Annotated in this window: 16 protein-coding genes; 10 read left to right on the forward strand and 6 right to left on the reverse strand. The window is 71.4% G+C overall.

The features are described 5' to 3' along the window. Positions 1-24: 24 nt before the first annotated feature. From HMPREF2833_RS05255 to HMPREF2833_RS05270, 4 genes are all read left to right on the forward strand, one after another. Positions 25-1233, forward strand: coding sequence for a TAXI family TRAP transporter solute-binding subunit (locus HMPREF2833_RS05255; RefSeq protein ID WP_019311145.1), 1209 nt, complete (start codon positions 25-27; stop codon positions 1231-1233). Continuing rightward, positions 1230-3377 carry a TRAP transporter permease gene (locus HMPREF2833_RS05260; protein WP_039100607.1) on the forward strand — a complete coding sequence of 716 codons (2148 nt, stop codon included), beginning with the start codon at positions 1230-1232 and terminating at the stop codon, positions 3375-3377. The genes HMPREF2833_RS05255 and HMPREF2833_RS05260 overlap by 4 nt, the downstream gene beginning before the upstream one ends. A 173-nt stretch (positions 3378-3550) precedes the next feature. Further along, positions 3551-4381 carry an enoyl-CoA hydratase/isomerase family protein gene (locus HMPREF2833_RS05265; RefSeq protein ID WP_039100606.1) on the forward strand — a complete coding sequence of 277 codons (831 nt, stop codon included), beginning with the start codon at positions 3551-3553 and terminating at the stop codon, positions 4379-4381. Next, positions 4378-5253 (forward strand): 3-hydroxyacyl-CoA dehydrogenase family protein, encoded by an 876-nt coding sequence (locus HMPREF2833_RS05270; RefSeq protein ID WP_083310934.1) that lies wholly within the window; start codon positions 4378-4380, stop codon positions 5251-5253. Before HMPREF2833_RS05265 ends, HMPREF2833_RS05270 begins: the two co-directional genes overlap by 4 nt. A 6-nt stretch (positions 5254-5259) precedes the next feature. Here the strand turns inward: HMPREF2833_RS05270 and HMPREF2833_RS05275 are convergent, their stop codons facing one another. Then, positions 5260-6183, reverse strand: coding sequence for a LysR family transcriptional regulator (locus HMPREF2833_RS05275; protein WP_070636817.1), 924 nt, complete (start codon positions 6181-6183; stop codon positions 5260-5262). A 122-nt stretch (positions 6184-6305) separates the two neighbouring features. On the opposite strand from HMPREF2833_RS05275, the gene HMPREF2833_RS05280 reads away from it, so the two are divergent. The 3 genes from HMPREF2833_RS05280 to HMPREF2833_RS05290 all read left to right on the forward strand — a co-directional run bounded on the left by HMPREF2833_RS05280 (position 6306) and on the right by HMPREF2833_RS05290 (position 10274). Next, on the forward strand, positions 6306-7577 hold the full coding sequence (locus HMPREF2833_RS05280) for a CaiB/BaiF CoA transferase family protein (protein ID WP_070636818.1): 1272 nt from the start codon (positions 6306-6308) through the stop codon (positions 7575-7577). Positions 7578-7649: 72 nt separating this feature from the next. Further along, a complete protein-coding gene (locus tag HMPREF2833_RS05285) occupies positions 7650-8852 on the forward strand; it encodes an acyl-CoA dehydrogenase family protein (RefSeq protein ID WP_019311139.1) in 1203 nt (400 codons plus the stop codon). Positions 8853-9023: 171 nt separating this feature from the next. Continuing rightward, the gene (locus HMPREF2833_RS05290) at positions 9024-10274 is read left to right on the forward strand and encodes a phosphatase PAP2 family protein (RefSeq protein WP_246829082.1); all 1251 of its coding nucleotides are present in this window, start codon (positions 9024-9026) and stop codon (positions 10272-10274) included. Here the strand turns inward: HMPREF2833_RS05290 and HMPREF2833_RS05295 are convergent. Further along, on the reverse strand, positions 10183-11082 hold the full coding sequence (locus HMPREF2833_RS05295) for an MBL fold metallo-hydrolase (protein ID WP_019311137.1): 900 nt from the start codon (positions 11080-11082) through the stop codon (positions 10183-10185). The two genes, HMPREF2833_RS05290 and HMPREF2833_RS05295, sit on opposite strands and share 92 nt — an antisense overlap. A 187-nt stretch (positions 11083-11269) precedes the next feature. Here HMPREF2833_RS05295 and gluQRS point away from each other — a divergent pair, with 187 nt between their 5' ends. The 3 genes from gluQRS (at position 11270) to putP (ending at position 14735) form a co-directional block, all read left to right on the forward strand. Beyond that, positions 11270-12199, forward strand: a complete 930-nt coding sequence (gluQRS, locus tag HMPREF2833_RS05300) for a tRNA glutamyl-Q(34) synthetase GluQRS (RefSeq protein ID WP_180956154.1) — start codon at positions 11270-11272, stop codon at positions 12197-12199. A gap of 149 nt (positions 12200-12348) precedes the next feature. Beyond that, entirely contained in the window at positions 12349-13086 is a 738-nt protein-coding gene (locus HMPREF2833_RS05305; RefSeq protein ID WP_070636820.1) for a hypothetical protein, read from the forward strand. 110 nt (positions 13087-13196) lie between these two features. Beyond that, positions 13197-14735, forward strand: a complete 1539-nt coding sequence (gene putP / locus HMPREF2833_RS05310; RefSeq protein ID WP_019311135.1) for a sodium/proline symporter PutP — start codon at positions 13197-13199, stop codon at positions 14733-14735. A gap of 103 nt (positions 14736-14838) precedes the next feature. On the opposite strand, the gene HMPREF2833_RS05315 is transcribed toward putP, so the two are convergent. From HMPREF2833_RS05315 to HMPREF2833_RS05330, 4 genes are all read right to left on the reverse strand, one after another. After that, complete coding sequence (locus HMPREF2833_RS05315; protein ID WP_019311134.1) at positions 14839-15807, reverse strand: L-lactate dehydrogenase; 969 nt, start codon at positions 15805-15807, stop codon at positions 14839-14841. Between the two features lie 514 nt (positions 15808-16321). Continuing rightward, positions 16322-17257 carry an HpcH/HpaI aldolase/citrate lyase family protein gene (locus HMPREF2833_RS05320; protein ID WP_070637546.1) on the reverse strand — a complete coding sequence of 312 codons (936 nt, stop codon included), beginning with the start codon at positions 17255-17257 and terminating at the stop codon, positions 16322-16324. A 502-nt stretch (positions 17258-17759) separates the two neighbouring features. Continuing rightward, complete coding sequence (gene hrpB / locus HMPREF2833_RS05325) at positions 17760-20459, reverse strand: ATP-dependent helicase HrpB (RefSeq protein WP_070636821.1); 2700 nt, start codon at positions 20457-20459, stop codon at positions 17760-17762. Between the two features lie 33 nt (positions 20460-20492). Further along, complete coding sequence (locus HMPREF2833_RS05330) at positions 20493-21260, reverse strand: sulfite exporter TauE/SafE family protein (RefSeq protein ID WP_070636823.1); 768 nt, start codon at positions 21258-21260, stop codon at positions 20493-20495. Positions 21261-21570 lie beyond the last annotated feature (310 nt).

The following is a 21570-nucleotide window of genomic DNA, read 5'->3' on the forward strand; positions in this document are numbered from 1 at the left end:
TCGGACCAGCTCAGTGGAGGCCCCATGCCCCGTACACTCAACCGCCGCGCGCTTCTGGCCGCAGCGGCGTCGTTGCCCGTGCTGGCCGGTGTGGCCGGGTGCTCGGGCGGCTCGACGGCCGCCGGGGGCACCCAGCAGCTCGTGTGGTCCACATACGGCGTGGGCACGGGCACGTACAACGACCTCGCCGCGGTGGCCAACACCCTGACCCAGAAGACGGGCCGGCAGATCCGGCTGATGACCTCGGACACCGGCATCGGGCGCCTGGCGCCGCTGATCAACGGGACGGCGCAGTACTCGCGCACCGGGGACGAGTACTACTACGCGTTCGAGGGCAACGACGAGTACTGCTCGGAGCAGTGGGGGCCGCAGGCACTGCGCCTGGTGTGGACTCCCCCGGGCAACTACGGGGTGCTGGTGCGCAAGGACAGCGGCATCGAGACCGTGGCGGACCTCAAGGGCCGGAAGTTCCCCAAGCTGATCGCGAGCACGTCCATCAACCGCAAGATGGAGGCGATCCTTAACTTCGGCGGCCTCACCGGCAAGGACGTCCAGATGGTGGACGTGACCTACAGCGGCCAGATCGAGGCGCTGAAGACCGGGCAGATCGACACCCTGTACCAGAACGTGGTGGGCGCCAACGTCTCCGAGCTGGCCTCCCAGTACCCCATCCGCTGGCTGGACCTGGGCGGCGGCACACCCGCCCAGTACGCCACGTGGAAGGAGCTGGCCCCCATGGTCAAGCCCGGCGAGTTCTCCAAGGGAGCGGGCCTTGCCAAGGGAGAGACAGCGGTGAACATGCAGTACACCATCCCGGTGGTCGCCCGCGCGGACCGGCCCCACGAGGAAGTTGCCTCTCTGGTCGCGGACATGGACCGCTACTACCCGGACTACAAGGACACCACCCCGGACGCCCACCGCTTCGGCGCGGACCAGATCCAGCTCACGCCCCTGGTGATCCCGTTCCACGACGCCATGGTGGAGTTCCTTGAGGGCAAGGGCCGTTGGAGCAAGGACCTGCAGACCCGCCAGGACGCCCTGCTGGAGCGCGAGCGCCGCATGCACGAGGCCTGGCCCGCGTTCTGGCAGGACCACAAGGACCGCGACGACCCTAAGTCCGCGCGCAAGGAGTGGGTGGACTGGAAGAAAGCCAACCTCCCCGAGCTCCCGGACACCCCCGGCACCCTGCCCGGCGCCTCGTCCACCACCGCACCCTCCGGAGGCCACGCATGAGCACCCCGTACCAGTCCGGCGACGCCGCCGGCACCGCCAGTGCCTCGGGTCCCGCTGGCACCACTGGCCCCGTCACCGCCCCCGGACCGGCCATCGACCCCCGCACCGGCGCGGAGATCACCGCCACGCACCCGCACGGGGGCGACGACGCCGCCCAGCCCACCATGCCCTCGGACGTCTCCCTGCACGACGCGAGCCCGCGGCTGACGCCGTTCTGGCGCAGCCTGGTGATCGTGCTGACCGTGGTGGGCGTGCTGCTGACCATGAACCAGGTGTTCTTCTGGAACGTGGGCGGGGTGACCATCCCCACCAACTCGTTCCTGTACCTGCTGATCGCGGTGTTCGTGCCGATCGTGTTCATCGTGACCCCCATTCGCAAGCGCGCCCCCGGGTCCGCGGCTCGGCAGCGGCGGGGCGTGCCGTGGTACGACGTCCTGCTGCTGCTGGCGGTGATGGGCACGTGCGCGTACTTCGCGGTGCACGGCATCGAGATCCAGGAGTACGGCTGGCAGTACATGGCCCCCACCCTGGCCACCGTGCTGAGCTTCGTGTTCTGGGCCCTGATCCTGGAGACCCTGCGCCGTGCCGCCGGTCTGGTGGTGCTCGTGATCGCGTTCCTGTTCTCCGTGTACCCGCTGATCGCGGGGATCATCCCGCTGTCCTTCCTGCAGGGCATCTCCTACGACCTGCCCACCCTGGCCCAGGTGCACACCATGGGCGTGGACAGCGTGCTGGGCCTGCCGCTGCAGACGGCGGGCACCATCCTGGTGGGCTTCCTGCTCTTCGGCGTGGTGCTGCAGCACACCGGCGGCGCGGACTTCTTCCACGAGCTGTCCATGGCCGTGTTCGGCCGCTACCGCGGCGGCTCCGCCAAGGTGGCCGTGGCCAGCTCTGCAGCCATGGGCATGATGAGCGGCTCGGCGGTGTCCAACGTGCTGACCACGGGGCCCATGACCATCCCGGCCATGAAGCGCTCCGGGTTCAGCGCCCGGGTGGCCGGGGCCGTGGAGGCCACTGCGTCCTCCGGCGGCTCCATCACCCCACCCATCATGGGCACCGCGGCGTTCCTCATGGTCTCCTTCGTGGGCGTGCCGTACACGACCATCCTGGTGGCGGCCACCATCCCCGCGATCCTCTACTACCTGGGCATCTTCCTGCAGATCGACGGCTACGCCGCCCAGCGCGGCCTGCGCGGAACGCCCAAGAACCTGCTGCCGCGCGCCCGCCACGCCCTGGCCATGGGCTGGCCGTACCTGGGTGCGCTGGCCGTGCTCACCGTGCTGCTGTTCACCACGGACTCCGAGGCCCAGGTGCCCTACTGGGTGGTGGCCATCCTGCTGCTGATCGCCCTGGTCAAGCCCAGCGTGACGTTCGGTCCCCGCCAGTGGGTGGACATGGGCGTGGACGTGGGCAAGACGCTGGCGCAGATCGTGGGGATCATCGCGGGCGTGGGCCTGATCCTCGGCGGGCTCACCGCCACGGGCGTGGCGCTGTCCCTGTCCCGTGACCTGGTGGCCCTGGTGGGCGACAACGTGGTGCTCATCCTCATCGCGGGTGCCGTGGTGTGCTTCGTCCTGGGCATGGGCCTGACCATCTCCGCCGCGTACGTGTTCCTGGCCATCGTGATGGTCCCGGCCGTCACGGCCCTGGGCGTGGACCCGATCGCCGCGCACCTGTTCGTCATCTACTGGGCCTCGGTCTCCTACATCACCCCGCCCGTGGGGCTCGCGGCCTTCGCGGCGGCGGGCATCTCCAAGGCCTCTCCCATGGCCACGTGCTTCTCCGCGATGAAGCTCGGCGCCGTGAAGTACGTGGTGCCGTTCGGCTTCGCGCTCAACCCCGCACTGGTGGCCCAGGGCCAGCCTGTACACATCGTGCTGGCCTTCCTCTCCAGCCTCGTGGCGGTCTACGCGATCGCCGCGGCCATGGGCGGCTGGCTCACGTTCGTGGAGCGGCAGCTGCCCGTGTACCTGCGGGTCGTTCTTGCGGTGGGCGGATTCATGATGTTCCTGCCCGGCGTGCTCGTCACGGTCATCGGCCTGGCCCTCGTGGTCGCCGCGGCCGCGCTGGCGCGCCTCAGGAAGCCCCGCGCCGTCGTCGACCCCGAGACCGGGGAGATCACCCGGGTCCCCCAGGGTGCGTGACCCACCGCCGAGCGCAACCCCCGGGCGCGTTGCCCGCACCGCAACGGATTGATGCCGGATCGGAATGAATGCCCGGCGAATGCGACCCGCGTCACCTTCAGGCGGTATGAAAGAAGGTGACGACGAGCGCGGGCCGCAAGGCTCCGTACGAGCACACCGAAGGAGAACGCCCCATGAGCACAGAGAACACCGACGTCCTGACCGTGGACGTCACGGACGGGATCGCCCTGGTCACCGTGAACCGGCCGGAGGTGCGCAACGCGATCAACGCGGCCGTGCTGCGGGCCATCACCGAGACCCTCGCGGAACTGGCCGAGAACGAGGACGTGCAGGTGCTGGTCTTCACCGGCGCCGGGGACAAGGCGTTCGTGGCGGGCGCGGACATCAACGAGCTTGCGGTGCGCACGCCCAAGGACGGACTGAAGGCCACCATGCAGGGCGTGTACGAGAAGGTGGAGCAGTTCCCCAAGCCCACCATCGCTGCGGTGAACGGCTACGCGTTCGGCGGTGGGCACGAGCTCGCCCTGGCGTGCGACATCCGCATTGCCTCCACGAACGCGCAGTTTGCACTGCCCGAGACCGGGCTGGGCATCATGCCCGCCGCGGGCGGCACGCAGCGCCTGGCCAAGCTCGTGGGACTGGGCCGCGCCACCGAGATCGTGCTGACCGGGCGCCGGGTGAAGGCCGAGGACGCCCTGGCCATGGGGCTGGTGACCCAGGTGGTGGAGCCGGACGAGTTGCTGGACACCGCCCGCGAGACGGCGCAGGCCATCATGGCCAAGGGTCCGCTGGCCATCCAGCTGGCCAAGACCGTGATCCGCCACGGCTTCGACGTGGACCACCAGACCGGGATCCTGCTGGAGCGCCTGGCCCAGTCCGTGCTCTACAGCAGCGCCGAGAAGGCCGAGGGAACCACGGCGTTCCTGGAGAAGCGCGCCCCCGATTTCCGCACTGCAGCACAGAAGGACGCCCCGCAGAACGCACAGAAGGACGTGAGCAAGTGAGCGAGAACCCCCTGAAGGACATCCGGCACATCACCGTGATCGGCGCCGGGGCCATGGGCTCCCAGATCGCCATGGTGTGCGCCCTGGCCGGGTACGACACGGACGTGGTGGACATCAAGCAGGAAGCCGTGGACAAGGCCTCCGAGCAGCTGCACTCCCGCATGGACCGGGACGTCAGCAAGGGCCGCCGCACCCAGCAGGACGTGGACGCCGCGTTCGAGCGCCTGACGTTCTCCACGGACCGGGACGCGTGCGCCGCGCAGGCGGACTTCGTGATCGAGGCCGCGGTGGAGGACCTCACCATCAAGCGCCAGGTCTTCGCGGAGCTGGACGCGGTGTGCCCCGAGCACACGATCCTGGCCACGAACTCCTCGAACATCGTGTCCTCGCGCGTGGCGGACGCCACCAACCGCCCGGAGAAGGTGTGCAACGTGCACTTCTTCAACCCCGCGCTGGTGATGAAGTGCGTGGAGGTGGTCCCGCACCAGGGCACCTCGCGCGAGACCGTGGAGACCGCCATGGAGCTGGCCCGCTCGATCGGCAAGGCCCCCGTGGAGCTCAAGAAGGAGGTCCCGGGCTTCGTGGCCAACCGCCTGCTGGGCGCGCTGCGCTCCGAGGCGCTGAAGCTCTACGAGGACGGGGTGGCGGACTACAAGGACATCGACGTCGCGGCCAAGACCGCCCTGAACCACCCCATGGGCCCGTTCGAGCTCATGGACATGGTGGGCATCGACGTGGTCTACCTGATCCGCCTGGCCGAGTACGAGCAGACCGGTGACCCCGCCTCCCTGCCCGCGGAGTCGATCAAGGAGAAGTACGAGGCCGGTGACTACGGCCGCAAGACCGGCAAGGGCTGGTACGACTACGAGTAGGACCCGCTAGCTCCCGGGGACCTCTGCGGCCTGGCCGCGGGGGTCCCCGTAGAGGTTCTGGGCCAGGCGCACCACGGCGCGCAGCGCGGGGTTGGGGTCCGCCGCCCGCCACACGAGCTGCACGTCCAGCGGCCGCTGCGGCTGGACGAGGGGCAGAAACACCACGCCGTCCGAGGACACGTTGTCCCGCACGCTGTCCAGGCTCAGGGCGCAGCCGATCTGGGCGGCCACGAGCACCACCAGGGTCCACGAGTCCGGGGCCACCTGCGCCACGCGGGGCACGAAGCCCGCCGCGGTGGCCAGGGAGGTCAGCCGGTTCTGCAGCGCGGCCCCCGGACCCGCGGGCAGCACCACCCAGGACTCCTCGGACAGCTGGGCCATGTCCACGCGGGCGGAATCGGCCAGCGGGTGGTTGCTGGGCAGCACCACCATGACTTCTTCGCGCCCGACCACGGAGCAGCGCAGCTCCGAGGGGATGAAGTCCCACCGCCCGATGGCCACGTCCAGGGATCCGTCCAGGACTTTCTGCATGGCGGTGTGGGAGAACTGCGAGCCGTGCAGCTCCAGGTGGACCCCGGGGCGGTGGGTGCGCACGTGACGCGCCAGCTCCGCGACCTTGCGGTTGATCGAGGCGCCTGCGAATCCCAGGCGCACCCGCCCGGTCTCCCCGGAGACGGACTTGGCGACGGCGCGGCGCGCGTTCTCGGACGCCGCCACCAGCTCGCGCGCGGGATCCAGCAGGGCCTGCCCGGCCGGAGTCAGGGAGACCTGCCGGGTGCTGCGCTCGAACAGCTGAGCCCCCAGGGACTTCTCGATGCTCTTGATGAGCCGGCTCAGGGGTGGTTGCGCGATGCGCAGGGTGGCGGCGGCGCGGCCGAAGTGCAGTTCCTCGGCAACGGCCAGGAACGCCTTGGCCTCGTGGACTTCCATGCCCGGAGCCTACGTGATTGTTGCCACAGGAGCATTACTGAGCATCTCGTCTTGTATTGGACAGAACCCAATGCCGGTGGTTGTGTGTGGTGAAACACAGTCCCCGGCACAGTGGAGCGTTCATGTCCCCCATTCAGGAGTCGACCCCCGGGCCGCTCAGCGGCATCGTCGTCGCGGACTTCTCCCGCGTGCTGGCGGGTCCGTACTGCACCATGCTGCTCGCGGACATGGGTGCCACCGTGATCAAGGTGGAGGGCCCGGCCGGGGACGACACCCGCGGGTTCAAACCTCCCAGCCGGGACGGGGTGGGCACCTACTATCTGTCCGTGAACCGCAACAAGCACTCGATCGTGCTGGACCTGGGCGAGCCCGCAGACCTGGAGACCGCGTACGAGATCATCGACGCCGCGGACGTGTTCATCGAGAACTTCAAGCCCGGCGGGCTGGCCCGCTTCGGCCTGGACCCCGAGACCGTGGCCGAACGGTGGCCCGGGCTCATCCACACGAGCATCACGGGCTTCGGCACGGCCGGCGGCGCTCACCTGCCCGGCTACGACCTGCTGGTGCAGGGGGTCTCGGGCTTCATGTCCGTGACCGGCTCCGCGGACGGCCCTCCGCAGCGCGCGGGTGTGGCGATGTTCGACGTCCTCACCGGGCTGCACGCCGCCGTGGCGGTCCTCGGGGCCCTGCACGAGCGGGACGCCTCCGGGAAGGGCCAGCACATCCACCTGGACCTGCTCTCCTCCGCGCTGTCCTCCCTGGTCAACCAGACCACGGGCTACGCCGCGTGCGGCAACGACCCCCAGCGCATGGGCAACGACCACCCCAGTCTGTTCCCCTACGGCCCCTTCCCCACCGCGGACAAGGACCTCATCATCACGGTGGGCAACAACCCCCAGTTCAGGCGCCTCGTCACGGTGCTGGGCCTGCCCGAGCTCGGCGAGGACCCCCGCTTCGACACCGTGGAGAAGCGCAACAACCACCGGGACGAGCTGCGCCCGCTGCTCAACGAGGCGCTCTCCTCGGACACCGCCGAGGCATGGGCCTCCCGGCTGCAGGCCGAGGGCCTCCCGTGCGCCCCCATCCTCAGCATCCCCGAGGGCGTGGAGTACGCCGCTTCCCTGGGCCTGGAGCCCGTGGTCGAGGTGGGCGAGGGCGAGGAGGCCGTACCCCTGATCAAGAACCCCGTGACCTTCAGCCGCACCCCGGTGCGCTACGACAAGGCCCCGCCCGCCCTCGGCGCGGACGGCACGGAGGTCATGGACTGGCTCCGCTCCCGCCGCACGGCCCACGACGACGCCCCCGCACCAGACCGCGCGGCCGCCGGTGCAGTGCCCACGGCCGCGCACGACGACGCCGCCGGCTCCCCGGACGCCGCCCCGGACCGCGCGTAGTCCCTCCCCGCACCAGAATCCCGCGCCGCAGCGAGGCGACCCACCGCCTCCCGGCCACCGAAAGGACCCGTGATGAGCGAACTGCTCGAGAACCCCGACTTCTTCCTCCTGGACCAGGAGCTCTCCGCCGAGGAGACCGCCCTGCGTGACCGCGTGCGGGCCTACGGCCGGGAGCACGTGCTGCCCACCATCAACGAGGCGTGGGAGGCCGGGGAGCACCCCCTGCCCGTGTTCAAGGGCCTCGCGGACCTGGGCATCGTGGGCACGTTCATTGAGGGCTACGGCTGCCCGGGGCTCTCCCGCCAGGCGGCCGGGCTGGTGGCCCGGGAGATGGGCCGGATCGACGGCTCCGTGAACACGTTCTTCGGCGTGCACTCCAACCTGTGCATGGGCAGCATCTACATGCTCGGCAACGAGGAGCAGCGCCAGCGGTGGCTGCCCACCATGGCGAGGATCGAGAAGACCGGGGCGTTCGCCCTTACCGAGCCCGCCCACGGCTCGGACTCCGTGTCCCTGGAGACCTCCGCTCGCCGGGACGGGGACCACTGGGTGCTCAACGGGCACAAGCGCTGGATCGGCAACGGCCACGCCGCGGACGTCATCGTGCTCTACGCCCGGGACGAGGCGGACGGGCAGGTCAAGTGCTTCGTGGTGGAGAAGCAGGAGGACGGTCAGTACCCGCAGGGCTACCGCCCCGAGGTCATTGCCGGCAAGATCGGCAAGCGCGCCATCAACCAGGCGGACATCGTGATCGAGGACCTGCGGATCGCGGACGAGAACCGGCTGGAGAACTGCCACAGCTTCAAGGACGTCAACAAGGTCCTCAAGGCCACCCGCGGCGGTGCGTCCTGGGAGGCCGTGGGCCACGGCATGGCGGCGTTCGAGATCGCGGCGAACTACGCCCTGGAGCGCGAGCAGTTCGGCATGCCGATCGCCAACTACCAGCTGGTGCAGGAGCGCCTGGCCACCATGCTCTCGGACCTGACCTCCCTGCAGCTGATGTGCACCCGCATGGCCCAGCTGCAGGAGAGCGACCAGCTCACGGACGCCATGGCCTCCCTGGTGAAGATGACCACGTCCCGCAAGGCCCTGGACATGTGCCGCACCGCCCGGGACATGCTGGGCGGCAACGGGCTGCTGCTGGAGAACCACATCGGCCGCCACCTCACGGACATGGAGGTGGTCTCCACCTACGAGGGCACGGACTCCGTCCAGGCGCTGATCGTGGGCCGGGCCATCACCGGCGTCTCCGCGTTCACGCGCTCCCGCCGCTGAGTCCGGGCGGGCAGGGGTGGGAACGGGCCACTCCGGGTGGTTCGCAGCCACCGTCCAGCACCGTGACGTGCGGCTCACAGCCGTGCCCGGGCGGAGCATGTCACCATGGAGGGCCGGGTCCACCATCTCCGAGGGGACCCGTCCGCTGTCTTCCGATGAGGTCCGCCGTCCGTGTCCCACACCCCGTACCCCCCAGGCCCCGACCCCTACCGCGCCGGCCCGCAGCACGGTGATCCGTACCGCGGCGGCCAGTACCCTGCCCCGGCGTACGGCGGCTACGGTGCCCCCGCTCCGGTTCCCGGCTCCCCGGGCCGCATTCCTGTTCCCCCGGCCAGGACACTGAGCGCGGGAACCGTGGTGGCCGCGGCGCTGTCCGTGGCCCTGCTGTGGGGGCTCGTGCTGCTGGTGGCCCATGCCGGGCTGAACACGGTGACCGGTCAGGCCCTGGACGAGACCGCCCTGCAGCAGGCCAAGGCGGACCGCAACACCTTCTTCCCGTCCTTCGTGCTCGTGGCCGCCCAGTTCCTGCCCGAGGTGGTGGCGGTGCTCGCCGGGGCGCTGGCCCTGGTGTGGGCCGTGCGCTACCGCCGGTGGGTGGCCGCCCCGTGCGCAGCGGTGGCCGTGGTCGCCGCCAACGTGAGCACCCAGGTCCTCAAGCACGGGGTCTTCGACAAACCGGATCTGGGGGTGCAGCAGATCGCCTCCAACTCGTTCCCGTCCGGGCACACCACCGCGGCCGCCTCCCTGCTCATGGCCGCGCTGCTCGTGGCCCCGCCGCACCGTCGGGCCCGCGCCGGACGGTGGGGGGCGTTCCTCGCGGCCGTGGTGGGCATGACCACCGTGCTCAACGGCTGGCACCGCCCCACGGACGCCGTGGCCGCCCTGCTCATCGTGGGCGGCTGGGGTGTCCTGGCGGCGCTGGCCACCCAGCTGATCGACGCCGCCGTGGCCCGCACCCGGCTCCGCACCGGGGGCACCCCGGCCGGCAGCTACCGCCGGTTCATGGACGAGCGCTCCCACCGCCGCCAGGAGCGCGCATGGAGCGAGGACCGCGGGGACAGCGCCTACGTGCCGCCCGCGCACGAACGGCAGGCCCGGGAACTGGAGCGGGCGGCGTCGGCGGCGAGGGACGCGGAGCGCCGGAACCGGCCGCGGGCGCAGCGCGGGGCCTGGGATCCCCAGCCGTACGGGTACCGGGGCGCCCTCGTGACCGTTCTCACGAGGCCGCGGCTGGGCACCGCCATCACGCTGACCGTGGTCACCGGCGCACTGCTGGCCGTGGCCATCTGGTGGCCCTATCCCGCGGTGGCGGGCACGTTCGGCGGTCGCGTCACGCTGACGGCGGGGTATCTGGGGATTGCGGCCGCAGCTGCTCTGGGATGGTCGCTGGTGGCACGTCGGCTGCGTTCTGCGACTCGATGAGTGCCCAGCGGTCCAGGAACACGCGGGCCACCCCGGCCTGGTAGGGCAGGCGGTACATCGCCGCGGTGGAGGGGCCCTCCTCCGTGACCTGCACCTCGCGGGCGCGGCGCAGGGCCAGCTCCATGGTGTCCGCCTGCTGCGAGACGAAGTTGACGGTCACGGGCGTGCCGTGACCGGGCACGAACGCGGTGTAGCGCTCCAGGGTGGCCAGCGCGCGCAGGGACTCCACCCAGCGCTGCGGGAAGGCGTCCTCGAAGTTGGGGTCCGCGCCCTCCTCCACGAGGTCCCCGCAGAACACGACGTCGTCCACGCCCACGCAGACGTCGTTGTCCGTGTGGCCGGGGCCCAGGAAGAACAGGGTCACGGGCCGCTCGCCCAGGTCGATGCGTGTGAGGGACGGGCGCAGGCCCGTGCCGGGCAGGGTGTTGGTGGGCAGCACCAGGCGGGTGTCGATCCCCTCGCCCGCGCCCATCTCCGGCTCCTGCGTGCTCACGAAGCTGCGCTGGTACTCCCCCACCTCGGCCATCGCGCTCGCACAGGCCTTGTGCGCCCAGAACTCGGTGGCGCCGGCGCGCGCGAACACCGCGTTGCCCATGAAGTGGTCGTAGTGCGCGTGGGTGTTCACCACGGTCAGCGGCAGGTCCGTGATCTCACGGACGGCGGCCAGGATCTCCCGGCCCTGACGCGGCCCAGCACCCGTGTCCACCACCAGGGCGCGCTGAGTGCCCAGCACCAGACCGGAGTTCAGTCTCCAGTTGTCGGTGCCGATCACGTAGACGCCGGGGCGCAGCTCCTGGGTGCGTGCCATGCGCTTCACTCTATCCGCAACGCACTACCGGTCCCGCATCGGGAAGGGCCTCGCGGAACCCGCGGGACGGGGGCGCAGCGGGCGTGGTGCGAGCCACGCGCTGGTCCGGGCGGGGGCGGGAGCGCAGCCTTCCCGGCCCCGCCCGCACCCCTCGGGTGGACTGGCCGCCGGTGCTACTGTCTCTCGCGTGATTCCCCGCCGCCCCGAGACCGCCCCCGCCCCCGCGGGCCGCTTCGCGCCGTCGCCCTCCGGGGACCTGCACCTGGGCAACCTGCGCACGGCCCTGGCCGCGTGGGGTTTCGCACGCGCCACCGGTCGCCGGTTCCTGCTGCGCGTGGAAGACCTGGACCGGGTGAAGCGGGGCGCCGCCGAGCGCAACGTGGCGGACCTGCGGGCCATCGGTCTGGACTGGGACGGCCCCGTGGACCTGCAGTCCGAGCGCATCCCCCTGTTCCTGGAGCGCGTGCGCACCCTCACGGACGCCGGGCTCACCTACGAGTGCTTCTGCACGCGCAGGGAGATCCACGCGGCGGCCTCCGCGCCCCACGGCATCCCGGGCGCCTACCCGGGCACGTGCCGGAACCTGACCGAGGAGCAGCGGGCACGACGCCGCACGGAGCGTCCTCCCGCCGTGCGGCTGCGCGCAGGGGTGCGTGAGTTCACGGTGCACGACCGCTTCGCGGGCGAGTTCACGGGTGCCGTGGACGACATGGTGCTCGTGCGCAACGACGGCACCCCCGCGTACAACCTGGCCGTGGTGGTGGACGACGCCGAGCAGGGCGTGGACCAGGTGGTGCGCGGGGACGACCTGCTGCCCTCCGCTCCCCGGCAGGCCTACCTGGCGGGACTCATGGGCCACGGCGTCCCCGAGTACGCGCACGTTCCCCTGGTGCTGGGCCCCTCCGGGGACCGGCTGGCCAAACGGGACGGCGCCGTGACCCTGCGGGAGCTGCAGGAGCTCGGGCACACGGCGCAGGACGTGGTGGGGTGGCTGGCCCGCTCGCTGGGGATCACCCACCCGGTGCGCACGGCCGCGGATGTCATGGATCACTGGGACCCCGCGAGCTGGACCAGGGAGCCCACGGTGTTCGAGCCGTGGGATGCGGCTGAGGTCTGACCCGTAGATGAAAGGATTCCGCACGGGTTAAACGAAGAACCCCCAGGACCAATCTGCCCTGGGGGAAACTCCATGTAGTGAACGAGGGACCTTGTCCTCGTGTTGCTCCCAGTCTACCCCAGGACCCTTTTCCGTCACAGAATCAGGGAATGGCTCAACGGTCCTCCCTCCTGCAGATTGCGCACACGCTGCACTCGGCCAGAATGGCCACCTACCTGGGCTCCGCCCACAACGATGTCGCCCGCGCACTTGACCTGTACCGGTGGAACCTCCAGCTGGGAGCGGCATTCCAGGAAGTTCTCGCCGTGACAGAAATCACCCTCCGCAACGCGGTGGACCACGCGCTGCGCACATGGAACGCGGGGCAACCACGCCCCGATGGTGAAGGACTGCACTCCCCGCACTGGCTCCAGGACCCCGCCCGCCCGCTCGCCTCACTGACCCGTAGGACGCGGGACAATGCACGTCGACAGGCCGAAGCTGCACGCTCCGCCCGGCCTCAGAACCACCCCCGGAAGTTCGCGCCCATCACGCACGACGACATTCTCGCCCAGCTGACCTTCGGCGCGTTCGTGAAGCTACTACCAACTTCGGATGAGGATGCCCCCACGTACCGCGCGCGCCACATCCTGTGGAGCGAGGCCATGAGAGCCGCGTTCCCGCACAACGACAGTTACGACCCCCTGGGGATCGTTCTCGCTGACCGCGTGGGGCGCCTGCACGCACTGCGCAACCGGGTCTCCCACCTGGAACCGTTGCTGACCGTCAACGTGTCGGCACGTCACACGGATGTTCTTCGCGTCATAGCCGCTGTCAGCCCAGCCACCAGGGACTGGTGCGCCGGTATGAGCAGAGTCAAGGAGACCAGCCAGCGTCGCCCCACCTGAGGACCCGGCGGCGTACTCTTGTGCTCTGCCTCACTTCATGAATCCCGGTGGATGTTCGCACACCTATACAGTGGGCGCAGTCCAACGACCCCGTACCGGAAGGCACGCGCATGTCCGATCAGGCGTACCAATTCATGGCGATCCTGGCGTACTTCATCGTCATGATCTGCATCGGCCTGTGGGCCAACAGCAAGACCAAGAACCTCGACGACTACATGCTGGGCGGGCGCAACCTCAAGCCCGGCGTGGCCGCGCTCTCCGCGGGGGCGTCGGACATGTCCGGGTGGCTGCTCATGGGTCTGCCCGGTGCGGTGTACCTCTCCGGTCTGGTGGAGGCGTGGCTCGCGATCGGCCTGACCGCGGGTGCGTGGGTGAACTGGAAGATCGTGGCGCCGCGGCTGCGCGCGTACACGGAGGTCTCCCACAACTCCATCACCATCCCGTCCTTCCTGGACAACCGGCTCAAGGGCAACACCCGGGTGCTGCGCGTGATCTCCGGCGTGATCATCCTGGTGTTCTTCACGTTCTACGTGTCCTCCGGCATGGTGGCCGGCGGCGTGTTCTTCCAGTCCTCGTTCGGCACCAGCTACCTCACGGGCATGCTCCTGGTGGCCGGCGTGACCGTCCTGTACACGTTCTTCGGCGGGTTCCTGGGCGCGTCCTACACGGACCTCTTCCAGGGCCTGCTCATGCTGATCGCGCTGCTGCTGGTGCCCATCGTGGGCGTCTTCCTGGTGGGCGGGCCCGGTGAGATGGTCAACCGCATCGAGGCCGTGAACCCGGATGCGCTCTCGCTCTTCGCGGGCGGCACCGCCGTGGGCATCATCTCGTCTCTCGCGTGGGGCCTGGGCTACTTCGGCCAGCCCCACATCATCGTGCGCTTCATGGCGCTGCGCACCCCCGCGGATGCGAAGGCCGGGCGCCGGATCGGCATCGGCTGGATGCTGCTCACGGTGCTGGGCGCGATCGGCACCGCCCTGGTGGGCCTGGCGTACTACGGCAACCGCCCCGGCGAGGAGCCCACCGACCCCGAGGCCATCTTCCTGGACATGTCCCAGGTGCTGTTCCACCCCCTGGTGGCCGGGTTCGTGCTGGCCGCGGTGCTCGCCGCGATCATGTCCACGATCTCCTCGCAGCTGATCGTCTCCTCCTCCGCCCTGGTGGAGGACCTCTACAACCTGGCCGCCAAGCGCACCCCGTCCCCCAGGGCGCAGGTGTGGCTCGGCCGCGGCGGCGTGCTGCTCGTGGCCGTGGTGGCCGCCGCACTGGCGTGGGAGCAGAACTCCACCATCCTGGACCTCGTGGGCTTCGCGTGGGCCGGCTTCGGTGCCGCCTTCGGCCCCGTGGTGCTCATGAGCCTGTTCTGGCGCAAGCTCACCAACGCGGGTGCCATCTCCGCCATGGTGGTGGGCGCCGCCACGGTGTTCCTGTGGCAGTACACCCCGTGGAGCGACCTCTACGAGATCATCCCCGGCTTCATCCTGGGTGGCCTGGTGGGCGTCGTCGTATCCCTGATCACCCACCGGGACAACCCGGAGATCGACCGCGAGTTCGACGAGACCCTGCGCCTGGTCAACCACCCCGAGGAGGCTGACCCCGCTGCCGCCGCCAAGGCCGCTGCCGGTGAGGCCCCCGCCGGGACCGTCTGAGCAGACCCGGCGCCCCGGCGCTGACACGTGAGAACGCCCTCGTACCGTACGGTGCGAGGGCGTTCTCACGTCCACGGCCGTGGCGGTTCCGCCACGAACCGGCTCAGAACCCCAGGTCGCGCAGGGACCCGCGCATGGTCTCCGCGGAAGCGCGCAGCTGCTCCTTCTCGGGCTCACCCATGGGGATCCGCAGGCGCTGGCCCACACCGGTGCCGCCCACCACGGACGGCACGGACAGGGCCACGCCGCTCACGCCGTAGTAGTCGTCCAGCACCGTGGACACGGACAGCACCGCCTGCTGGTCCTTGAGCACGGCCTCGGCGATCCGCACACCGGCCAGGCCGATCGCGTAGTTGGTGGCGCCCTTGCCCTCGATCACGCGGTACGCGGCGTTGACCACCTGGTCCTTGAGCTCCACCAGGCGCTCCGGGGTGAACGGACGGCGCCCGTCCACCTCCCACTCGCTGACCGGCACCTGGCCGATGCTCGCGGAGGACCACACGGGGAACTCGCTGTCCCCGTGCTCACCGATGATGTAGGCGTGCACGCTGCTGGTGTTGACCTGCGCCTCGTTGCCGATCAGCCAGCGCAGGCGGGAGGTGTCCAGCACGGTGCCGGAGCTCATGATCCGCTGGTACGGCAGCCCGGTGATCTGCTGGGCCACCACGGTGAGCACGTCGCACGGGTTGGTGACCAGCACGAAGACCGCCTGCGGGGCCTGCTCCAGCAGCTGCGGCATGAGGGACTTCAGGATCGCGGTGTTGGCACCGGCCAGGTCCAGGCGGGTCTGCCCGGGCTTCTGCTTGGCGCCGGCGGTCACGAACACGATGTCCGCGTCCTTGAGCACGGCGACGTCGTCCGAGCCCTCCACCCGGACCCCCGGGGCGAACATCTGCCCGTGGGAGAGGTCCAGTGCCTCGGCCTGCACCTTGGCGGTCTGCAGGTCGTAGAGCGCGATGTCCGTGGACGTGCCGCGGATCATCGCGGCGTAGGCCAGCGAGGTGCCCACGGACCCCGCTCCCACGATTCCGATCTTGGTACGGCGGACGGTGGTTTCGTTGGACGGGCTCACGGTGTCACTGCTCCATTCGACGCGGACTGTCCGGCCACGCCCGGCCGCTTGGGCGGCACGGACACGGTCCGGTTGGCGGGAACACCTCCCGGTTCCGCGTTCCGCGCCCGGCCGAGGCCGGATACAGGTGGCACCGAAATGCGTTCCCACCACCATCTTCCGCCGTCGCCCCGTCCCGGGCAATGACGCAGCCCACTCCGCGGCGGCGTGTCTCCGCCGGGGCCCAACGACGGGCCGGGAGCCCTCCGCCGCGCCCCCACCGCGGCCGTGCCCGACGGCGCGGGGATGCGCGGGCGCCGGACGTCGCGGGAAGGTGCGGGCAACCGACGAGGCGGGGATGTGCGGGAACCCGACGCCGCGGGGATGTGCTGGCACCGGACGGCGCGGGGGACCTGCGGGCTCCGGACGGGGCGGGGACGTGCGCGCACGAGACGGCGCGGCGTCGTCGCCATCCGGGGATGACGACGCCGCCGCGCCGGGTTCCGCACGAACGCCCGGGTGGGGCGCCGCGCGCTCAGCAGTGGTAGGTGTCCGTGGGGGCCTCGAAGTGCATGTCGTAGCCCTCGGGCAGGCGCATGCCGAACGCCGTGGCCAGGCCCAGCACCTTGCGGGCGCGGGCCAGGCGGGGCAGGTCGGAGCCGTTGCGGATCTGACCGCCGTCCTCCTCGAACTCCTGCAGGAACTCGGTGGCCCAGGACAGCTCGCTCAGGGACGGGGACAGGCCCTCGTTGACCGTGGCGGTCTGCTCGGGCATCAGGCACAGCTTGCCGGTCATGCCGAACTCGTCCGTGACACCGGTGGCCTCGGCGAGCTTGGCGCCGAGCGCCCCGACCGCGGGGCCGTCGATGGGACCCGGGAGGTTCGCCGCGCGGGAGGCGATGGTGAACTGCGAGCGCGTGTACGCGAGCGCCATGGGGCTCTCGCCGAAGCCGGTGTCGCGGCGGTAGTCGCCGATGCCGAACGCCAGGCGGTACGTGGAGCGGGCGGTGGCGATGTCCTGCAGGTTCTGCACCCCGCGGGCGGTCTCCACCAGGGCCACGATCCGGGTGCCGCGCAGCAGCTCCGCGGTGCGGGTGACGTGCTCGGGGGACTCGGTCATGGCGAGCATCACGCCGTCCAGGCCGGGGACGTCACGCAGGGCCTGGAGGTCCTCCTCCCACCACGCGGTGCCGAAGCCGTTGATGCGCACCCACGCGCGGTTGACCTGGCCGTCCTGGTTGCGGGAACCGAGCCACGCAATCACGTTCTCGCGGGCCTGGGCCTTGTCCGCGGGTGCCACGGAGTCCTCGACGTCCAGCACCACGGCGTCCGCGGCGCTCTGGGCGGCCTGGTCGAAGCGGGAGACGTGCGAGCCGTTGACGAGCAGCCACGAACGGGCGAGCTCGGGGCCCACGGCGGGGATCTCGGTGGGGTCGATGGTCATGGCGGTTTCCGCTGTGGTGGTGGTCATGAGAGTCACTTCGCGATCTGTGTCTGAGAACGGACACGCCTCCTCGCCCCTCGGGTCCCGGCGCGGGTGCGGCCGGTGTGCGGCGCGGAGCGCGTGCTCCGGTTCGCTCACCGGCCCGTCCCCGCGGTGGAACGGGTGAGACGGGATGACGCGGGTCAGCCGAGCACTCGAACCAGCCTGGATGATGAGTCGGCTGGTGCGGGTCGTCTGCCAGTCGTGCTGCCCGGGCCCCACCCGTGAGGTGAACGGGCAGGCCCGCGACGCACGTGGTGGTGCGCCCCGGGGATCGGGCGAAACTTCACAGTAACCCAGGTCACATTCCATCTCAACCGGGGTGACAACGGGCGGTCCCGGCCGCACCGCACCCCCTCCGCGGTAACGGGTCGGCAGCCTGCGTCCACCCGCACCGTCCCGCCCCGGACCGGGGCAACCGTCCAGACCCCAGCACCCCGCCACGTGCGCACACCGGGCCCGCGATGGCCGTCCGCGCCCGGACCCTTGCTCAGCAGCCGTCCCGCCGCAGGGCCCGCGAGGTCTTGGCGGTGGCCACCGCGTTCCACGGGTCTTCGGGCCAGGGGTGCTTGGGATAGCGTCCGCGCATCTGCGCGCGCACCTGGGCGTAGGGCCCGGACCAGAACGAGGCGAGGTCCTCGGTGATGGCCAGCGTGGCCTTCCCCGGGGACAGCAGGTGGAACTGCACGGGCACGCGCCCGTCCGCCACGCGCGGGGTCTCGGCCCACCCGAAGCACTCCTGGAGCTTCACGGCCACCACGGGCGGTTGTTCGGGTTCCGCCTCGTCCCAGACCTCCGGGTAGTCGATCCGCGCGGTGTTCCCGCTGGGCACGTCGAGCCGCCGCGGGACCAGTTCGTCCAGGCCGGCGGCCTCGGGCCACGGCAGCAGCCGGCGCAGGGCGTCCGCCACGCGCACCGAGCGCAGCGACCCGCCGCGGGCCACGTCCCGCAGCTCGGGGCCCAGCCACTCCTCGGCGCGGGCGAGCAGGGCGGCGTCGTCCACCGCGGGCCACGGCTCCCCCAGGTGACGACGCAGCAGGGCAAGGCGGGCGCGCAGCCCACGGGCGGCGTCGTCCCAGGGCAGCAGGTCCAGGCCCTCGGCGGTGAGCGCCGCGCGGATGGCGGGCACGGCGGTGTCCGGGTCCGCGCGGACAGGCGTGGCGGAGAGCTCGATCGCGCCCACCGCCCGCACCTCCCGTGTGCTCACGCGCCCGTTCGAGAAGCTCGCGCGCGTCTCGGTGCGGGCGAGCGGACCGGCGACGAGCTGCGCGTGCGACAGGTCCAGGGGTGCCGCCGCGCGGATCACCGCGCCGGTGCCCGCGGCGGCCCTGCCCGCGGCGCGCGTCAGTTCGGCGACGGCCAGCCACTCGTGGTGGCGTAACGGGCTCCCGGCCTCCAGCCCCGCGCGGGTTCCGGAGGCGAGCAGCCACTGGTCCCCGTGGGCGTCCATCCGCCGGGCCACCCACTCGGGCCGCGCCAGGCCCACGACGACGCCCACCCGGACGTCGGCGGGCACCACCGGTTCCGGGCCGCGGGGCGGGGCGTCCGTGTTCTCCCCGGATCCGTCCGCCGAGCCGCCGGCCGCGAGCTGACCCGTCATCCGCTCCAACCGCTGCACCTCGCGGCGCCACCGGGCGGACTCGCCACCGCGGGAGGAGCGCAGACCGCGCACCAGGGCGGGGATGTCCGCGGCGGGCACGCGGGCGCCGTCGGACACCGCGGCGATGACCTCCGCCGCCGTCCTGGTGCCCACGAGGTCCGCGCCGTCCAGCAGGGCGCGACCCCAGCGGGGTTCCACGGGCAGGGAGACCAGCAGGCATCCGAGATCCGTGGCGCGGCCGTCCTCGGTCACCGCACCCAGCCGGGTCAGCTCGGCTTCGGCGTCCGCGCGGGCCCGGGGCGGCAGCGGGTCCGGCAGGGCCATGCCCTCACCACCCGGGCTACCCCACACCGCGAGTGCGAGGCACGCGGCGGTGAGGTCCGCGGTGCGCACCTCGGGAACGGTGTGGGCGGGCATGGCGCCCCAGGCGGCGTCGTCGTAGCAGCGCACCACGGTGCCCGGGCCCTGGCGGGCGGCGCGGCCCGCGCGCTGCTCGGCCGACGCCTTGGATGCGGAGACCGTGACGAGCCCGGAGATTCCGCGCCCGGCGTCCCGGCGGGGCTGGCGGGCCAGGCCGGAGTCCACCACGAGGCGCACCCCGTTGACCGTGAGCGAGGACTCCGCGAGGGACGTGGTCACGACGATGCGCGGGCGCTCCCCCGGCGCGCGGCCCGCCACGGCGCGGTCCTGCTCGCGCGGAGGCAGCTGGCCGTGCAGCTCCAGGACCTCGGCGTCAGTGAGGCCGCGCAGCTCGGCCGCCACGCGGGAGACCTCCCGGGCGCCGGGGAGGAACACGAGGGCGTCCACGGACGGGTCCTGTGCCAGGGCCTTGCGATGTGCGTCGGCCGCTGTGCGGGCCATGTGGGAAAGGAACGCGGGCGTGACGCCCCGCTCGTCGAGGCGCTGCGGGCCTGGCGCCCACTGGACCGTGAGCGGGTGCAGGGCCGACGGGCAGTCCACCACCGGGGCGGGCGCGTCCCCGCCGAGCAGAGCCGCAAACCGCTCCGCCTCCACCGTGGCGGACATGGCTACGAGCACGAGGTCATCCCGCAGCTGCCGCAGCTCCGCGAGCATCCCCACGAGCAGGTCCGACTCCACGCCGCGCTCGTGCACCTCGTCCAGCACCACGGCCGCGGCCCCGACCAGTTCCGGGTCACGCAGCAGGCGGCGCAGGAGGATCCCGGGGGTCACGAACTCCACGCGGGTGGCCTTCGACGTCTCCCGCTCCCCGCGCACGGTCCAGCCGACGACGCCGCCCGGCTCCGTTCCCGTGAGCGCGGCCAGTCGGCGCGCGGCGGCCCGGGCGGCCACCCGGCGGGGCTGGACGACGACGACGCGGGCGGTGGCGGGATTGAGCGCGGGGCCGTCCGCTGAACCATCCGCACCCTCCGTGTCCGCGGGCGGTTCCGTGGCGGCGCTCCCCGCGAGAACCAGGTTCGCCACGACGGGCGGCACCACCGTGGTCTTGCCCGTGCCCGGAGGTGCCTGCACCACGGCCACTCCCCCGGACAGGGCGCGCTCCAGCTCGGGAACGGACTCCGCGAACGGGAGCCCCGAGCCGATGCGGTCCAGGTCGAAGGGGGTGAGCATGGTGTCCAGTATTGCGGAGCCCTCCCCCGTGGTTCACACGAGCAGGTAGAGCGCCCCCAGCACCGTGACCACGATGACCGCAGTGTCGAACACCCGCTGCCGGATGCGGGTGATCGCCCACCGCCCCGCGAACGCGCCGAGCACCACGCCCGGCACCAGCAGGGCGTCGAGCACCAGGGTCTGCGTGGTGATGAGTCCGAGCCCCACGGAGACCGGAACCTTCAGCAGGTTCATCACCGCGAAGAACCACGCCGCGGTGCCCAGGAACGCGTGCTTGGGGAAGCGCGCGGCCAGGAAGTACATGGACATCACCGGTCCCCCGGCATTCGCAACCATGGTGGTGAACCCGCCCAGCGAGCCGTACCCCGCGGCCACGGCGCGAGAGGCAGGGGCGGGCGGAGCGGCGTCGTCGTCCCGGAGTGCGGCGTCCCGGTGACGCTGCCAGAGCGTGAGTGCCATGAGCATCAGCAGCATCACACCGATCACGCGGCGGACGAGCGAGTCCCCCGCGAACGCGAGGAACGCAGCCCCCAGCGCAAGGCCCACCAGAACCGCCGGGAGCATGCGGATCAGCGTGGGCCAGTGCGCGTGCTTGCGGTAGGTCCACAGCGCGAACATGTCCCCCACGATCAGCAGCAGGAGCAGCGCGCCGGTGGACGGCTTGGCGGGGAGCACGGCGGCGAAGATCGCAACCGCCAGGGTGTTGATGCCCGGCAGTGCCGTCTTGGAGAAGCCCACGAGCACCGCGCTCACCGCCAGGGCGGCCCAGGCGAGGGTGCTCAGATCCGGGAGCAGGGTCATGGGAGGTCCTTTCCGCGTGAGGGGCGGAGAACTTCCCCGGCGCCCCGCACAATCTAGTGGAGCAAAGACAGCCCAGCGGCCCGAAATCTGCACTAACGGAGCAAATGGAGATGCCCAGCCGGGGTGGGTGGTGCGGAGGGCAAGCGAGCGAGGCGCATTGGCCGGGCAGGAGTGGGCGGTGCCTGGGCGGAGGTCCGGACCATCGCGGATCTGCCGTGGGGCGCCGGGCAGGAGCGAGCTGCGCCCCGGCGAGGGTGGTGCGGACCGCCGAGGGCACGCGAGGGCACCGCCCACCCCGTCCTACAGTGGT

It is taken from the genome of Kocuria sp. HMSC066H03 (genome assembly GCF_001812045.1).
GTDB classification, from domain to species: domain Bacteria; phylum Actinomycetota; class Actinomycetes; order Actinomycetales; family Micrococcaceae; genus Kocuria; species Kocuria rhizophila.

Bases quoted from the DNA above. Each gene is read 5' to 3' on its own strand.
- putP (WP_019311135.1), top strand. From the start codon at position 13,197: ATGTCCGATCAGGCGTACCAATTCATGGCGATCCTGGCGTACTTCATC.
- hrpB (WP_070636821.1), bottom strand. From the start codon at position 20,459: ATGCTCACCCCCTTCGACCTGGACCGCATCGGCTCGGGGCTCCCGTTC.
- HMPREF2833_RS05285 (WP_019311139.1), top strand. From the start codon at position 7,650: ATGAGCGAACTGCTCGAGAACCCCGACTTCTTCCTCCTGGACCAGGAG.
- HMPREF2833_RS05275 (WP_070636817.1), bottom strand. From the start codon at position 6,183: ATGGAAGTCCACGAGGCCAAGGCGTTCCTGGCCGTTGCCGAGGAACTG.
- HMPREF2833_RS05330 (WP_070636823.1), bottom strand. From the start codon at position 21,260: ATGACCCTGCTCCCGGATCTGAGCACCCTCGCCTGGGCCGCCCTGGCG.
- HMPREF2833_RS05320 (WP_070637546.1), bottom strand. From the start codon at position 17,257: ATGACCACCACCACAGCGGAAACCGCCATGACCATCGACCCCACCGAG.
- HMPREF2833_RS05265 (WP_039100606.1), top strand. From the start codon at position 3,551: ATGAGCACAGAGAACACCGACGTCCTGACCGTGGACGTCACGGACGGG.
- HMPREF2833_RS05280 (WP_070636818.1), top strand. From the start codon at position 6,306: ATGTCCCCCATTCAGGAGTCGACCCCCGGGCCGCTCAGCGGCATCGTC.
- HMPREF2833_RS05255 (WP_019311145.1), top strand. From the start codon at position 25: ATGCCCCGTACACTCAACCGCCGCGCGCTTCTGGCCGCAGCGGCGTCG.
- HMPREF2833_RS05305 (WP_070636820.1), top strand. From the start codon at position 12,349: ATGGCTCAACGGTCCTCCCTCCTGCAGATTGCGCACACGCTGCACTCG.
- HMPREF2833_RS05260 (WP_039100607.1), top strand. From the start codon at position 1,230: ATGAGCACCCCGTACCAGTCCGGCGACGCCGCCGGCACCGCCAGTGCC.
- HMPREF2833_RS05295 (WP_019311137.1), bottom strand. From the start codon at position 11,082: ATGGCACGCACCCAGGAGCTGCGCCCCGGCGTCTACGTGATCGGCACC.